The organism is Paraliomyxa miuraensis (assembly GCF_026337845.1).
GTDB classification, from domain to species: domain Bacteria; phylum Myxococcota_A; class Polyangia; order Nannocystales; family Nannocystaceae; genus Paraliomyxa; species Paraliomyxa miuraensis.
Genome location: NZ_JAOVZF010000163.1, coordinates 81,063 through 96,718, shown reverse-complemented (window position 1 = coordinate 96,718; position 15,656 = coordinate 81,063). Strand labels below are relative to the sequence as shown.

Below are 15,656 nucleotides of genomic sequence, written 5' to 3'. Positions count from 1 at the left end.
TCGTCGCGTGTGATGATCCGCCGGAGCGCTCGACGGGCGGTCGGCGATGATTCCGTGTGCGACCCGGTGGTCGCCAGCGAGGAAAACAGCGTACAGTTCCCGGAGATGAACCGCGGACGGGGCGATCGTCCGGGCTTTCCGGGTCTGCGCTTGGCGACCGGAAGCGGTGACCTCATCGAGGACATCCACCGGCAACAGCGTCGGCGGACCCTCAAGCGGGCCGCCCAGGTCACCGCCTTGGCCACCGCGATCGTGCTACTCGGGGTGGCGGCAAAGATCGTTCACGATCGCCACGAGCGAGCGACCGATCTCGAGGAGGCCTACGTCCACTACGCGATCGGGACGCCAGCCGAGCTCGAGCAGGCGATCACGAGCCTGCAGGCGAGCATCGACGACCTCTCGGCCGAGCACACGCCGACCCTGGTCGCGCGGGCCCTCGCCCTGGCCCACCGCTTCAGCGAGCTCGGCGAGGGCGAGGACGCAGCCCGTCGGGCGGTGGCGGAGCTCGCCGGCAACCCCCCCGGCGCCGCGCTCGCGCGGGGGTTGCTGCAGCTCGCCGATGGCGAGCTCGATGCGTCGGCCCAGAGCCTCGAGGACGATCGTGCGGCCGACGGCGACCAGGAGGTCGGGCCCTTCGTGATCGCCGAGCGGGCCTGGCTGGGCGCGATGCTGGTGGTGGCGCGGCAGCCCGACGATGCCGACGCTCGCCAGGCCGCGGTGGCCGAGCTGCAGGGCCGGCTGGCCGAGGCTCCCGAGCAGGTGGCGTTGCGACGCGTGCTGGCGCGGCTGCTGCTCCTGGGCGGCGATGCCGAGGCGGCGCTCCACGAGCTCGAGGAGGCGCAGAAGGGACCGGGGCGCTACCACGTGGCGCTGTCGGCCGACTGGGCGCTCTACGACGCCTACTGGCACGCCTCCGAGGCCGACGAGCTGCGCAAGGTGGCCAGCGTGGCCGATCAGCTCCTGCAGGGCACGGGCATCACCCTCAGCCCGCCCGACCGGGCGCACGCCCAGCTCGCGCGCGCGGTGGTGCACGTGCAGAGCGGGGAGGTCGAGGAGGGCCTGGCCCTGCTCGACGAGGCATGGGCCGGGCTGCCGTCGTGGGACCGACTCTCGCGGCGGCTGGCGATCCGCTCGGCGCTCGAGGCGGGCGATGCCTCGCGCACGGCCAAGTGGGTCGAGGCGGTGGCCTTGCCCGAGGCCGAGGCCGACATCTATCGCGCGTGGGCGGTGCTGGTCGAAGGCGACGTGATGGACGCGCTGGGGCGGCTGGCCAAGCTCCCGCAGGACGATCCCTGGGTCGGGTACCTGCAGGCGCTGGCGCTGGTCGACCAGGGGCGCTACGTCGAGGCCAAGGACTGGATCGATCACACCGAGCGCAAGCTGCCTGGGCGCGTCGAGCTCGAGGTGGCGCGGGCCCGCGTGGAGCTGCGCACCGGGGACAAGAAGGTGGCGCTGCGCAAGCTCGAGGCGCTGGCCCAGGAGGAAGCCCGCGCGCCGCGAGCGTGGACGGGCCTGGGCGAGGCCCACGCACTGCAAGACGAGCCCGACTGGGCCGAGGCTCGCAAGGCGCTGCGGCGCGCGGTCGAGCGCGAGCCCCACCCGGCCGAGGCCACGCTCTTGTTGGCGCAGATCGCCGATCGCAAGCGCGGCAAGGATCCCAAGGCCGAGACCGATGCACTCGCGCTCTACGAGCAAGCGGCCGAGGCCAACCGCCACCTGCCTCGCTATCGCGAGGCGCTGGCGATCTACCTCGACGACATCGGATTCCCCAAGCGCGCGCGCGAGCAGCTGCAGGCCGTGGTCGACGAGCCCGGCGTGGGCTGGGAAGTCGTGACTCGACTGGTGCGACTCGAGGCCGAGGCCAACGCCAAGGATCGAGACGGTGAGTTCGATCCCGAGCCGCTCCTGGCCAAGGCGGTCGAGCGCGGGGCCCCGCCCAACGAGGTGGTACGGCTGCGTGCTCGCATCGACATCGACAGTGACGACAAGGAGCGCCTGGTCGAGGCCCAGGAGGCGCTCGCTGTGGTGCTCGCCCAGGATCCGCAGGACGTGGACGCGCGGGTGATGTACGCGCAGACGTTCTCCAAGCAGTTCGATCGCAAGGCGGCCGAGGCGGCGCTTCGCAAGGGTCTGTCGGTGCTCACCGACGACAGCAAGGACGGGCGCCTCCTGTGGGCATGGGCCGAGATCGAGTCGCGGGCGGGCAAGAGCCGGCTGGCGGCCCCGCGTGCTCGTCGGGCCTTCGTGCGCATGCTGGCCGAGGGACGCCCCCCCTCCGAGCTGCTCGACGTGGCCGACCTGGCGATGCGGGTGTGGCTGCGGCTGGGCAAGGAGCGCACGGCGCTGTCGATCGCGAGCCAGCTGACCGATCGCCTCGGCTATCACAGCCAGGCCTGGACGCTGCGGGCCCGCACCGAGCTGGGCGCGGGCGAGGCCGCCTCGGCGCGGCAGAGCGCCGAGCAAGCCATCGCGCTCGACGACGACAACCCCCGCGCCCACGAGATCAACGGGCATGCCCTGCTGCGCTACGGCCTCAAGGACAAGGCGCGCGAAGAGTACGAGCGCGCGCTCGAGCTGGTGAAGGGCACGCCGCTCGAGTCGGAGTACAAGGTGAACCTCAAGCGGCTCTAGTCCCCTGGATCCGAAGCTCCGCGAGGAGCTTCGGATCCAGGGGACTAGAGGGTCCTTGTCTTGATGGAAGGGCTTCGCAGCCCTTCCCCCGGGCCGGCAAAGCCGTCCCGGGGCCCCCTTCCCGGCGGTCGGGCTTCGGCCTCCCTCTTCCGTCCGGGTGTTCTTCTCAGAGCGTGCGTTCGATGCTCTCGCGTAGGCCCCGGAACTCGTCGGCGGTCAGTGACAAGTGCATGCTCACCAGGTCGCCCTCGGTCTCGAACACGATCTTGGTAGGGACCGAGGCGGGAAATCCCATCGTGGGCAGCACGCCCTTGAACAGCTCGAACTGCTTGGTCAGCTCGTCGCGTACGCGGGTCGCATCGGCAGGCTCGCCGGCGTCGGCCTCGAGCCGTAGCTCGAGGTCGCCATCGCGCACCCGCAGGCTCAGGCTCATGTCGACGATGCTCGCCATCGGACCGCCGGCGAGCATCGTCGCGGGGAGCCCCTCGATCCGCCCCACCAGCCATGCCGAGGCGTTCGCGTCGACCCGCGCGATCGTGGGCCGGAGCCGCCCGTCGCTCGCGGCCGTGCCCTCGTTGCGCAGGCGCGCACGCACGTCGGTGACCCACTCCTTGCTCACCATCACGACGGTGTCGTCGTCCACCAAGTAGCCTTCTTCACCGTTGGTCTTGCCGCTCTCTCGGAGCTGGGGGCCCTCACCACGGGGCGTGCCGGTGAGGTCGAACTCGAGCGGCTTGCCGCGCGCGGCGGCCTCCTCGCGAAGGCAACGCCACGTGGCCTCGGTGCCCAGGCCCTTGGCCCGACCGATCATGGCCATGTGGCCCTGGTCGTCGAAGCCGAGCACCATGTGCTCGATCGCCTCGACGCCTCCCATGCACGTGCGCATCACGGCCAGCACCGTGCGGAAATCGTCATTGGACTCCTCGGCCTTGGACCACAGCGAGCGGAACTCCGAGTGGGCCAGGAACTCGGCCGGACGTACCAGTGCGACCCACTGGGCCGACTCGGGGACCAGCGCCAGGGGATCGGCGGCCTCGCGCCGAGCCTCATCGATCATCTCGCGCGCGAGGCGAGTCAGGCCACCGGAACGGGGGCTCGGCTCGGTCGGCGCGACGTCGACGGGAGCCGGAGCCTCGGGCGCGGCCGGGAGGACGGGATCCCGAGCGGGCGATGGAGCGGGCTCGCCAACGCCACATGCGAGGGCCAGCCCGATGGAGCCACCGGCCAGCCGATGCGCGAGAACGCGCAACGAGCCGTGGTAACGTTGTTCTGGTGCCCGCGCGGCCTGGCTCACGCGATGCATGGGATTCATGATTCCTCCCACGAGAGGGCGGCCTTGGGGCAGCCGCGAATGGCGGCCTCGAGTCGGGCCCGGTGGGCGTCGTCCGTCGGGGTCACCACGCGCAAGTGCAGCACGTCGTCGTCATCGAGCTCGAAGGCCTCGGGCGCAAGCCGTACGCAGACGCCATTGGCTTCACACAGGTCCCGGTCGACCACGAGCTTCATGAGCGAACTCTAGCAAGTTCTGGCCTGCGTCATACACCGTCATTTCATCCCGAGAAGAGTTCCCGTTCCGAGAGCGAAATCCCATGAGCACCGAGCCCATCGTCATCGACACCAGCGACCCCGCGTTCTTGGCCAACCCCTACCCGCTGTTTCGCCGACTGCGCAACGAAGCGCCCGTGCACTGGTGGGATCGAGGGCACATGTGGATGCTCTCGCGCCATGCCGACGTGGAGGCCACGCTCAAGGATCCGCGCTTCACGGTCGACAACCGCAAGTGGCGGTTCCATCGCGGGAACGACCAGCTGCCTCGCGAGCTGATCGATCAAGCAGAGAACGGCTTGTTCCAGCTCGGCTCCACCGACCACGCTCGCGTTCGGCGCCTGGTGTCGCCCAGCTTCACCCCGCGGGCCGCGGCCAAGCGCGAGTTGCTCGTGCAGGAGATCGTCGACGAGCTGCTCGCGAAGATCGATCCCCAGTCCTTCGACTTGGTGGCCGACTTCGCCGAGCACCTGCCGTTCCTGGTCATCGGTCGGATCCTGGGGATCTCGGCCGAGCACGAGCACGAGTTCCGCGAGTGGGGTCACGCGCTCATCCAGGTCACGTTCCCGCTGCTGCCCCCCGACGAGCACCTGGCGATGGCGCGCAGCACCGTGCCGGGGTTCGGGTTGCTCGAGCGCGTGATCGAGGAGCGCCGCCGGTCTCCCGGAGACGACATGCTCAGCAGTCTCATCCAGGCCGAGGAGGAGGGCGAGCGGCTGAGCTCGGCCGAGCTGGTGAGCTTGGTGGGAGGTCTGGTCACGGCCGGCTCGGAGACCACGGTGCACCTGCTGGCGTTTGCGGTGCTGGAGCTGCTGCGCCATCCCGAGACGCTCGCGCGCGTGCGCGAGGACCTCGGCCTCCTGCCCGGGGTGATCGAGGAGGTGCTGCGCCACGACAACTTCGGTGGGCTGGGCGTGGCCCGGTTTGCGCTCGAGGAGGTGGAGATCCGCGGCCAGACGATCGCCAAGGGCGACATGGTGATGCTGCTGCTCGGCGCGGCGATGCACGACGAAGACGTGTGGCCCGACGCGGAGCGCTTCGACATCGATCGCGAGCCGGCGCCCAACCTCTCGTTCGGTCGCGGGCCGCACTTCTGCCTGGGGGCCAACCTCGCCCGCGCCGAGGCCCGGGTGGCCTTGCAGACCCTGCTCACGCGATACCCCGACATGCAGCTCACGGGGGAGCCGGTGTTCCGCCCGCACCCGCTGCTGCGGCAGATGGTGTCGCTCCCGCTGCGCCTTCAGTGACCGCCGCCCGAGTCGTCGGGTACGGTCAGCCACTTGGCGCCGAGGAACACCAGCGCCATCACCGAGTAGCCCACCGCCCACGGCCACGCCGGTACGAGCTGGAGCACGGTGTCGCCGGCGGTGAAGCCATAGCTGTGCATGAGGCCCGCGATGCACATAGCAGCGGCAGCGCTGCACCACAGCGCGGCGGTGGTGAAGCGTCGCTCGATCACCGCCACCGTGGTCGCGGCCAGGATCATCGAGGAGAAGATGAAGCCCTGCTCGAGCGCGAACGCCCCGTGGATCCACGTGTCCGAGGCGGCGAAGCGCTCGACGAGCGCCGGGGAGAACGGCGGCCCGTCGGGCCCGCCCACGCCGGCGGCCCGCAGCCCGTTCTTGGCCATGATCGCACCCCAGGCCGCGACGCCCGGCAGCACCCCCATCACCACCGCGGGTGCATGGCTGCGCGGGGTGGCCTCGAACGCCTGCGCCGTGATCACGATGCCGATCCACAGCACGATCGCCATGCCCGCATCGATCGGCACCGCCCACGCGATGTGGGCCAGCGTGCCGCTGAGGCACACGATGGTCACGAACACCCCGTTCAGCACCGAGTAGCCGGCGCGCGCGCCCAGCCCCTTCCAGCCCGGATGCCCGATGTAGATCGTGGTGGGGAAGCACGAGCCGAACGCCCCTGCGGCCAGGGTGCCGAGGCCATTGACGGCCAGCGAGGGCCGCGCCTGATAGCGATCGCCCGCCGCCTCGGCCGACTCGATGTTCTGCAGCGAGCCCACCAGGTTGAACAGGCCCATGGGGGAGGATCACCGAGAAGTACGTGACGAGGTGGCCGCTGCCGAACGCATCGATCAAGTCGCCGATCACCGGCACCGGCACGTGGAAGCCGCTGCCGGTGGGGGCCTCGCCCACGGGGGCAAGTCCCGTCATCCACGCGATGAGGGTGCCCAGCGCCACCGCGACCAGCCCGCCGGGCAGGCCTCCCCGAAAGCGCACGCGCCCGAAGTAGGTGAGCATCACCAGCCCGAGCGTCGTCAGCCCCACCACCGGATGGGCGAAGGTGCGGAACAGGAAGCCCAGCGAGATGAAGCCCAGCGCAATCCCGCTGAGCGTGGCGAGCAGGGCGGCGCGCGGGGTGTGGCGGCGCAGCGCGTCGGCCACCCAGGCCCCCGAGAATTCGATGAGTCCCGATCCCAGCGTGGCCACCAGGCCCGCCTGCCACGCCACGCGCGCGGGGTCCTCCGCTCCCGCCGCGGCGGCCGCCAGCTTGGCCGGCAGCATCACCAGGAACACGTGGGCGAACAGCGAGACCGTGTTGATCCCGTAGGGCAACGCGCAGACGTCGTCGCGGCCTTCGGCCTGGGCCAGGCGCTTGGCCTGGTGCGCATAGTAGAGATTGCCCACCAGCAGCGAGACCGCGACCCCGGGCAGCACGCGCCCGTAGAGCAGCTCGTCGGAGAAGCCCAGCACGAAGCGACACAGCGCATCGATGAGCAGCAACTGGACGAGGTTGTCCAGTGCCAGACCGAAGAAACCGTCGACGTCGCCTCGGACGAGCCAGCGCATGGACAGGCGACTTAGCAGGCTTTCCGGGCTATGGTCCAGCGAGCCATGGACCACAGCTCCGACCGTCTCAGCAGCCTCGCGAACAAGACGTTGTTCATCACCGGCGCCAGCCGGGGCATCGGCAAGGCGATCGCCCTACGAGCCGCTCGCGACGGGGCGAACATCGTGATCGCGGCCAAGACGGCCGAGCCCCACCCCAAGCTCCCGGGCACCATCTTCAGCGCGGCCGAGGAGATGGAGGCCGCCGGCGGCAAGGCCCTGCCGCTGGTGGTCGACGTGCGCCACGAGGACGAGGTGCAGGGCGCGGTGGCCAAGGCGGTCGACACCTTCGGGGGCATCGACATCCTGATCAACAACGCCTCGGCCATCAGCCTCACCGGCACCCTGGTGACGCCCATGAAGCGCTACGACCTGATGCATCAGGTCAACGTGCGCGGGACCTTCCTGTGCTCGCAGATGTGCCTGCCCCACCTGCTGAAGGCCGAGAACCCGCACGTGCTCAACCTGGCTCCGCCGCTGAACATGAAGGCCAAGTGGTTTCGCAACCATGTGGCCTACACCATGGCCAAGTACGGCATGAGCATGTGCGTGCTGGGCATGGCCGAGGAGTTCCGCGGCAAGGTGGCCTTCAACGCGCTGTGGCCTCACACGGCCATCGCCACCGCGGCCATCGACATGATCGGGGGTGAGCCCATGATGAAGAAGTCGCGGATTCCCGAGATCATGGCTGATGCCGCGCACGCGGTCTTGGTGCGAGCCCATACCGAGTGTACGGGCAACTTCTTCATCGACGAGGACGTGCTGCGTAGCGAGGGCGTGACCGACTTCACCGGATATGCCGTCGACCCCACGCAGGAGCCGTTCATCGACTTCTTCCTCGACGGTTGATCGAGGGCGGCGCGCCGAGCTCGGACTCGGTGCCTCACTCGATCGAGTGCGTGGTGCAGGCGCTCGTCTCGACGGTGGGGGGTGCCTCCTCGCGGAGTCGATGGTTCCGCCCGTGCTCAGACAGTTGTCACGGGCCCAGTCGCAGCGTGCGTCGCTCGCAAGGGCCGGTGAACGACCAGGGCCGTGGGCAGGCCCTCGCAAACTCGCGCGGGCGGAACCATCGACTCCACGATCGGCACCTTCGTCGATCGAACCACCCTGCCCGCCACCCCCAGCGCTGCACCGTCACCCCTTCCACGCGAGGTGCTCGGCCAAGCCCATTGGCAAGAGAGGCGATGCCCGACCCATCGCGGCTGAGTTCCGCGGCTGCCGAGAGACCGCGGTGTTGCCGAGCACCGTCACCCCTTCCACGCGAGGTGCTCGGCCAAGCCCCGTGGCAAGCGAGGCGATGCCCGACTCATCGCGGTGTTGCCGAGCATCGCTGGTGGCATCGGGTACGCCGTGGGGGTGACGGAGCGCCGATCGGAGGGTCGAATGTTCCGCCCGCGCGAGTTTGCGAGGGCCTGCCCGCGGCTCTGGTCGTGCACCGGCTCTTGCGAGCGACGTACGCTGCGACTGGGCCCGTGACAACTGTCTGAGCACGGGCGGAACATTCGACCCTCCGAGGAGGCGCCCTCACCGGCACCCCCACCGCCCGCACCACGCCCTCACCACCCCACCGAACCGCGATCGCTACTAACTAATCAATAGAACCCCACGTCGTCGATCACGATCTCGAACGGCGATCCGCTCGGCGCTTCCCACTGCAAGCCCATCAGCGAGCTGGGATCCCAGGCTGCCCCCTGCCCCCAGCCGGCCTGGGCCAGCGAGGCAAACGGGATCACGTGCTGCTGCCACGTGGCGGTCAGCACCACCTGGGTCGCGTGGGAGTCGTTGCACGACCCGCCCGCGTTGCAGGTGCCGCCCTCGCTGGTGGGCACCACGGCCTCGGTCTGCGCCTTGAATTGGATCGTGCCCTGGCCGCGCGCCTGGAACGCGATGCCCGTGTAGCCGCTGGCGTCGAACGGGTGCTTGGTCGCTCCGCCCGAGTTGTCGAGGTCGAAGCCCATGCCCGCGCCCCAGGTGGAGAATCCGCTGCCCACCAGGTGAGCCGAGTAGTTGCTGCCGTTGGGTCCGCCGGCCGTGGGCAGGAAGCCGTCGCCCGCGGCCGGATTGCTGGTGCCGGCCGAGCCGTCGTCATAGGCGTACCAGACCCCGATGCGCCCGCCGATCTCGTAGATCACCGCGTCGCCGTCCTCGAGGTCATCGATGAGATCGTCGGGCGCGATGTCGACCTGGGAGGTGCCGGTGTCGTTCGTGTCGCCCGAGGTATTGGTGGGATCGGGCGGCCCCGAGGTCGCGGCCGTGGTCAACGTGTCGAAGGCCGTGGTCGAGCTGGTGCTGGTGTTGGCGCCGTCGTCGAGCGTGTCGCCGCCCATCGTCCCGTCGCCTTCGCCATCGCTGCCGAGGCTGGTGCTGAACGACGTGGGAGGCGGGGCCGTGGTGCTCTCCTGACCACCATCCCCGCATGCGAGCGCCATGCACGGCCAAACCGCGAGCCAACCCAACGTTCGTCCACCCCGTTGCACGACGCCAGCGTAGCGCAGGCTCGCCTGCGTCGGTGCGAAAAGACGAGGAGGACGATCGGTCGGAATGATTCGTTCCGCCCGTTCTCTCCCGCGGATCGATCCATGCCGATCGCGATTGCAGGTCGAGGATTCGCGAGCTCGGACTCGACTTGGCGTGCATCGGGCTTCGCGAGTGCGCTATGGTCCAGCCGTGGTGTCGTCGAGTATTCGTGGTCCCTTGGTGCTCGCGTGCATGGTGATCGCTGCCGCATGCTCGCCGGGCGGTGGTGCCGGCTTCATGCCCGGCATGAGCGGTACGGGCTCGGCGACCAGTACCGGGGTCACCGGAGACGAGGATGCGGCCGACGACGAGTCGGCGGGCAAGCTCGACGTGTCGGGCGGTGGCATGGCCGAGGGCGGCATGGCCGACGGCGGACCGCCCGGGTGCAACAACGCACTCATCGGGGTGCTGCGCGACTTCCACGAGACCCATCCCGACTTCGAGCGCGATCAGGTGGGCGAGGACTATGGCATCGTCGGGCCGCTGCTCGGCGACGACGACAAGCCGGTGTATGCCGGCGGGAGCTCGGGCACCACCACCGACCAGGCTTCGTTCGATCAGTGGTTTCGCGACGTCGATGGCGTGAACCTGGCGCTCCCCATCAAGGTCACGCTCGCGCCCGAGGGCGACGACAGCTACGTGTTCGACGATCGCTACTTCTTCCCCGCCGACGACGAGGGCTTCGGCAACGAGGGGCGCGATCACAACTACCACTTCACGGTCGAGATCCACGCGAGCTTCGAGTATCGCGGCGGCGAGGTGTTCACCTTCCGCGGCGACGACGACCTGTTCACCTACGTCAACGGTCACCTCGGCATCGACCTCGGCGGCGTGCACCTGCCGCTCACCCGCACCATCGACATGGACGCGGTCGCCGACGAGTTCGGACTGGAGATCGGCAACAACTACTCGCTCGACTTCTTCTTCGCCGAGCGCCACTCCACGCTGTCGAACTTCCGCATCGAGACCTCGATCCAGTGCTTCACCCCCGTCGGATGACGGCGGGGTGACGGCCGGCTGAAGGCCGGACGACGGCGGAACGGGAGGGTGAGGTCACCCCGCCCGGCGCGGAGCAGTGCCCGGCGAGCGCCGCGATCGCGACTCGCGGCGGTGAATTCGGGCCCCATGGGTGGCGTGAAGTGGCCTCCCTGGAGGGGTTGCATCACGTGACGGTCGGCTTATGCTCCCCGCGCGTTGTGCGGGCGCAATCGCTGCGCGTGTTGCGCGGCGCGTTCCTTCGCACGAAAGGCTCGCCGATGATCGAAGCCACCGGGCTCACCCGCTACTACGGCGACTTCCCTGCTCTCCAGGATGCCTCGTTCACCATCGCCGATCGCGAGATCGTGGGCCTGCTGGGCCTGAACGGCGCGGGCAAGTCGACCGCGATGAAGATCCTCGCGGGGTTGCTGCTGCCCTCGGCCGGCACCGTGAAGGTCGGAGGCGTCGACGCCGTGCTCGACCCCGATGCCCTGCGCCGCAAGATCGGCTTCTTGCCGGAGGAGCCGCCGCTCTACCGCGAGATGCGGGTGCGGGAATTCCTGCAATGGTGCGGCGAGCTCAAGGGGCGCACCCGCAAGCAGGTCGCCGATGCGATGCCCACGGTGCTGCAGACCTGCGATCTGACGCACGTGGCCGAGCGCGTCATCGGCGAGCTGAGCCACGGCTACAAGAAGCGCGTGGGGATCGCCCAGGCCATCATCCACCGCCCCGAGGTGGTCATCCTCGACGAGCCGATCTCGGGCCTCGACCCCCAGCAGATCGTCGAGATGCGCAAGGTGGTGCGGAGCCTCAAGGAGTTCGCCACCGTGCTCATCAGCTCGCACATCCTCTCGGAGATCGAGCAGACCTGCGATCGCATCCTGGTGATCCACAAGGGCAAGCTGGTGGCCGAGGGCTCCGACGAGGAGCTCTCCGCCCGGGGCGAGCGCGACCGCAACGTTGCGCTCATGGTCCGCGGCGGCGAGGCCGAGCTGCGAGCGGTGCTCGACCAGGCCTCGTTCGTGGAGCGCTACGAGCTCGCCGTACGGGATGGCGAAGGCCATCGCGAGCTCGCGGCCAAGGTGGTGCTCACGGGTGACCACCGCAAGGCGCTGGTGAACGCGCTGGTGCAGACCGATCTCGAGCTGCGCGAGCTGACGGCGGCGAGCGCCACGTCGGACCTCGAGCGCGTATTCTTGAAGCTCACCTCCGGGGAGGAGGCCAAGGCATGAGGGGCATGATCCTGGTGGCACGCCGCGAGCTGGCCGCCTACTTCAATTCGTACTGGGGCTGGGTCGTCATCGCGGTGATCCTGCTCATCGATGGCCTGCTGTTCAACGCGGTCGCCATGGGCGACAAGCCCAAGTACAGCAGCGAGGTCATCGAGCAGTTCTTCTGGGTCTCGTTCGGCTGCACCGTGATCGCCTCGCTGCCGGTCACCATGCGGCTGTTCGCCGAGGAGAAGCAGACGGGCACCATGGTGCTGCTCGACTCGGCCCCGCTGTCGCGCTGGCAGCTGGTGGGGGGCAAGTACGCCTCGGCCATGCTGGTGATGGCGGTGCTGGTGCTCTCCACCCTCTACATGCCGGCGCTGGTGTTCGTGAACGGCAAGGTCTCCTACGGGCACATCTTCGCCGGCTACCTCGGCCTGATGCTCGTGGCGGCGGCGGCCACCGGGGTGGGCACCCTGGGATCCGCGATCGCCCGCAACCAGATCGTGGCCTTCATCATCTCGGCGCTCTTGCTCGCGTTCCTGGTGCTGGCGTGGCTGCTGGCCAAGGTCACCGACCCGCCGCTGCAAGACGTCATCTCCTACCTGAGCTTCTACGACCGCCACTTCCGTGGCTTTGGCGAGGGCAAGGTGAGCAGCGAGAGCGTGGTCTTCTTCCTCAGCGTGGCGTTCGTGAGCCTGCTGGGTTCCAGCCGCTTCCTGGCGGCGCGGAGGTGGCAATGAGCCCGAGTACCTCGTCGTACCTGGCCGGCATGCTGGCCTTGTTCGTGGGGCAGCGCATCCTCGACGGCATCGACGAGTGGCAGCTCGTCGCCACCGTGCTGGGGGCCGGCGCCCTGGTGGCTGCGGCCGCGCTTCGCCTTCGGGAGCTGCGTGCCGCCAAGGATCCGGGCCTGCGCCTGGGGCATCGGCTGGCGCTGGTGCTCTTGCTCGTGGGAGTGGGGGCCACCGTGCTCTACGTGGGCACCACCGAGCGCTTCGTGACGGGCCTGCACCTGTCCGATCGGGCCGAGGAGCGCTGGCTGGGCATCACTCGCTCGCTGTGGCCGGTGGTGTGGCTCTTGGGCACGGTGCCGCTGCTGGCCGTCGACCACGCCCTGCGCAGCTCACCGGTGGTCGTGCCCACGCGCCGCGTGCAAGAGACCCTGGGGCATGGCCTCGTGTTCGCGATGGGCCTCTGCCTGGTGTTCCCGCTCAATTTCATCGCCACCAAGCGCAACGAGCGATGGGACCTGGCCTACTTCAAGACGCCCACCCCGGGCACGGCCACGCTCGCCCTGGTCGAGGCCCTCGAGGAGCCGGTCACCGTTCGCATCTTCATGCCGCCGTCCTCCGAGGTGGCGCAGGAGCTGCGGGCCTACTTCGCGCAGCTCGAGGGCCCCAAGGTGCAGGTGGAGATCCTCGATCAGGCCGCCAGCCCTCGCCTGAGCAAGGCGCTCGCGGTCCGCGACAACGGCACGGTCGCCATCACCATGGGCGACGTGTCGGCGTTGATGGACGAGTCCGAGCCGGAGCCCGAGCCCACCCCCGGCCCCGAGGTCGATGCGCCCGAGCCCGAGAAGGACGAGGGTCCGCAGCCCGTCACCAAGCGCTTGCGCGTCGACCCCGAGCTCGACAAGGCCAAGCGCGTGCTCAAGAAGCTCGACGCCGAGGTCGGCAAGATGCTCATCGAGCTCGGCCAGGGCGAGCGCGTGGCCTACTTCACCACGGGGCACGGCGAGCTGAACTGGTCGCAGGAAAAGGAGCTGCTCGACGCCAGCATTCGGGCCCTGCGCACGCGGATGCAGGAGCTGGGCTTCTCCGTCAAGCCGCTGGGGCTCACCGAGGGCCTGGGGGAGAAGGTCCCCGACGATGCCTCGCTGGTGCTGGTGCTCGGTCCTCGCAAGCCGTTCTACCAGGCCGAGGTCGACGCGCTGTCGACCTACCTCGACGCGGGGGGCTCGCTGCTGCTGGCCCGCGAGCCCACGCCGATGCTCGAGGGCACCGTGGTGCCGTCCGATCCGCTCGACGGCCTGATGACCAAGCTGGGCGTGCAGATGGGCGAGGGCATCCTCGCCTCCGAGCGCAACGTGATACCGCTGGCCCGCAACCGGCTCGACGCATTCAACCTCGTCACCAACGGCTTCACCTCGCACCCCACCACGCGGCAGGTGTCCGATCGCAGCGAGCAGCTGGTGGTGGTGACGCCCGCCACCGGCCACCTCGAGGAGGTGCCGGGGCAGGAGAACAGCGTGACCTTCGTGGTGCGCTCGCTCGCCTACACCTGGGCCGATCTCAACGCCGACACCCGCTTCGACGGTGACGCCGGTGAGACCAAGGAGGCTCGCAACCTCATGGCCGCCATCGAGGGTGGGGGAGCCACGCGCTGGCGTGCGGTGGCCACGGCCGACGCCTCGATGTTCGCCGACCTCGGGGTTGGCCTGTCGTTGGGCAATCAACGGCTCGCGGAGGACTCGATCAACTGGCTCATCGGGGCCGAGGCGCTGGCCGGGACCACCGAGAGCGAGGAGGACGTGAAGATCGAGCACACCAAGGAGGGCCAGCAGTGGTGGTTCTACCTCACCGTGCTCGTCGTCCCGCTCTCCGTGGTGCTCTTGGGGGCGGCCCGCCTGCGCTGGCGACGACGGTCGAGTTCCGCGTCCGTGGCGGCGACCAAGCCCGCGCCGAAACCCGAGACACCCAAGCCCGCGGCGCCGAAGCCCGAGGCACCCGAGCCCGAGGCACCCGAGTCCGAGGCACCCGAGCCCGAAGCCTCCGAGTCCGACGACGAAGACGACGACTCGACCAAGGGAGGTGCGGCATGAACCGCGCGCTCATCGTCTATGCGGCGCTCCTGCTCGGCTCTCTCGGCTGGGCCTACCAGACCTGGACCCACGAGGACGAGCTCGCGCTCGCCGACAAGGTGGTGGTGCTGCCCGGCAAGGTCGAGCAGCTGTCGTCGGTGGTCTATCGCAGCAAGGATCTCGAGCTGACGATCGAGCTGCGCGAGGACGAGCACGGTCGCTACGCCTGGGGGCACTCGGTCCCGCAGGCCCCGGAGGAGGCCCCACCGACCGAGGACGGCGCCGAGCCGCCCCCGGCCCCCAAGCCCGAGGAGTTCAAGGTGGGCAAGGCCGGCGACCCCGTGCTGGAGGCCCTCGCCCCGTTCGTGGCCAAGCGCCGCCTCGAGGGCGTGGTCGACGAGGATCTGGAGGCGCTGGGCCTCATGCCCGAGCCCGAGGCCACGCTCGAGATCACCCGCGAGGGCAAGGAGCCCAAGCGCTTCGAGCTGGGCGGTAACGTGTTCGGCGGCGCCAACGTCTATGTGCGGGACCCGGACGACGGCGCGATCTACCTCGTGGAGGCCAAGCTCGTGCGTCCGCTGCAAAACGGCGCCAGGACCCTCCCCGATCGCGACCTCACCGGAATCGACGAGCGCAAGGTGGTCGAGGTGACCCTGCGGGTGGGCGATCGCGAGGCTTCCTTCGAGCAGCACAACCCCGATGACAACGACGCCAAGTACTGGAGCGTGGCCGGAACGGACGATGCCAGTCCCGAGGCGGCGGCGTGGGTCGAGAAGGCGCTGCGCCTCCGCTCCTCGCGGTACGTGCTCGGCGACGAGCTGCCCACCGACCTCTCCCAGGCGTTCGACTTCCAGGTGCGGGCCGAGGACGGCACCGAGGTCACCGTGGAGGTCCTTCGCAGCCTGTCCGGTGGCGACGGCGACGAGGGGCAGGAGCAGTTCTTCGCCCGCTCGGCGCACACCCGAGCCCTGGTCAAGCTGCCGCGCGCCGCGGCGGCCGAGGCCTCGGCCGACCTCGATGCCGCTCTGCAGGCCGGCGGGGGCTAGCGCTAGCCATGCCCCCCCGCATTCGCTTCGGCCAAGCATCCATCGAGGTGCCCCCCAAAGGGGGCTGAGCCATGCCCCC

13 protein-coding genes are annotated in these 15,656 nt (G+C 69.6%); 9 read left to right on the top strand and 4 right to left on the bottom strand.

The window, feature by feature from the left end; all coding sequences use genetic code 11:
• Positions 1-12 precede the first annotated feature (12 nt).
• Complete coding sequence (locus OEB96_RS40595; RefSeq protein WP_266222307.1) at positions 13-2,631, top strand: tetratricopeptide repeat protein; 2,619 nt, start codon at positions 13-15, stop codon at positions 2,629-2,631.
• Positions 2,632-2,797: 166 nt separating this feature from the next.
• Here OEB96_RS40595 and OEB96_RS40590 read toward each other — a convergent pair whose 3' ends face one another.
• Both OEB96_RS40590 and OEB96_RS40585 read right to left on the bottom strand, forming a co-directional pair.
• Entirely contained in the window at positions 2,798-3,934 is a 1,137-nt protein-coding gene (locus OEB96_RS40590) for a hypothetical protein (RefSeq protein ID WP_266222306.1), read from the bottom strand.
• Positions 3,935-3,939: 5 nt separating this feature from the next.
• Positions 3,940-4,137 (bottom strand): ferredoxin, encoded by a 198-nt coding sequence (locus OEB96_RS40585; RefSeq protein ID WP_266222305.1) that lies wholly within the window; start codon positions 4,135-4,137, stop codon positions 3,940-3,942.
• 83 nt (positions 4,138-4,220) lie between these two features.
• Here OEB96_RS40585 and OEB96_RS40580 point away from each other — a divergent pair, with 83 nt between their 5' ends.
• Complete coding sequence (locus OEB96_RS40580; protein WP_266222304.1) at positions 4,221-5,423, top strand: cytochrome P450; 1,203 nt, start codon at positions 4,221-4,223, stop codon at positions 5,421-5,423.
• Here the strand turns inward: OEB96_RS40580 and OEB96_RS40575 are convergent.
• Entirely contained in the window at positions 5,417-6,214 is a 798-nt protein-coding gene (locus OEB96_RS40575; protein WP_266222303.1) for a hypothetical protein, read from the bottom strand. The genes OEB96_RS40580 and OEB96_RS40575 overlap by 7 nt on opposite strands.
• 31 nt (positions 6,215-6,245) lie before the next feature.
• Here OEB96_RS40575 and OEB96_RS40570 point away from each other — a divergent pair, with 31 nt between their 5' ends.
• Together OEB96_RS40570 and OEB96_RS40565 are read left to right on the top strand one after the other, a co-directional pair.
• A complete protein-coding gene (locus OEB96_RS40570) occupies positions 6,246-6,998 on the top strand; it encodes a hypothetical protein (RefSeq protein WP_266222302.1) in 753 nt (250 codons plus the stop codon).
• A 30-nt stretch (positions 6,999-7,028) separates the two neighbouring features.
• Positions 7,029-7,871 carry an SDR family oxidoreductase gene (locus OEB96_RS40565; RefSeq protein ID WP_266222301.1) on the top strand — a complete coding sequence of 281 codons (843 nt, stop codon included), beginning with the start codon at positions 7,029-7,031 and terminating at the stop codon, positions 7,869-7,871.
• 743 nt (positions 7,872-8,614) lie between these two features.
• Here OEB96_RS40565 and OEB96_RS40560 read toward each other — a convergent pair.
• The gene (locus OEB96_RS40560) at positions 8,615-9,451 is read right to left on the bottom strand and encodes a CIA30 family protein (protein WP_266222300.1); all 837 of its coding nucleotides are present in this window, start codon (positions 9,449-9,451) and stop codon (positions 8,615-8,617) included.
• 238 nt (positions 9,452-9,689) lie between these two features.
• Here OEB96_RS40560 and OEB96_RS40555 point away from each other — a divergent pair, with 238 nt between their 5' ends.
• From OEB96_RS40555 to OEB96_RS40535, 5 genes are all read left to right on the top strand, one after another.
• A complete protein-coding gene (locus tag OEB96_RS40555; RefSeq protein WP_266222299.1) occupies positions 9,690-10,538 on the top strand; it encodes a fibro-slime domain-containing protein in 849 nt (282 codons plus the stop codon).
• 257 nt (positions 10,539-10,795) lie between these two features.
• Entirely contained in the window at positions 10,796-11,749 is a 954-nt protein-coding gene (locus OEB96_RS40550) for an ABC transporter ATP-binding protein (RefSeq protein WP_266222298.1), read from the top strand.
• Positions 11,746-12,471 carry an ABC transporter permease subunit gene (locus OEB96_RS40545; RefSeq protein WP_266222297.1) on the top strand — a complete coding sequence of 242 codons (726 nt, stop codon included), beginning with the start codon at positions 11,746-11,748 and terminating at the stop codon, positions 12,469-12,471. The genes OEB96_RS40550 and OEB96_RS40545 overlap by 4 nt, the downstream gene beginning before the upstream one ends.
• On the top strand, positions 12,468-14,552 hold the full coding sequence (locus OEB96_RS40540; RefSeq protein WP_266222296.1) for a Gldg family protein: 2,085 nt from the start codon (positions 12,468-12,470) through the stop codon (positions 14,550-14,552). The genes OEB96_RS40545 and OEB96_RS40540 overlap by 4 nt, the downstream gene beginning before the upstream one ends.
• Positions 14,549-15,577, top strand: coding sequence for a DUF4340 domain-containing protein (locus OEB96_RS40535; protein WP_266222295.1), 1,029 nt, complete (start codon positions 14,549-14,551; stop codon positions 15,575-15,577). The genes OEB96_RS40540 and OEB96_RS40535 overlap by 4 nt, the downstream gene beginning before the upstream one ends.
• Positions 15,578-15,656 lie beyond the last annotated feature (79 nt).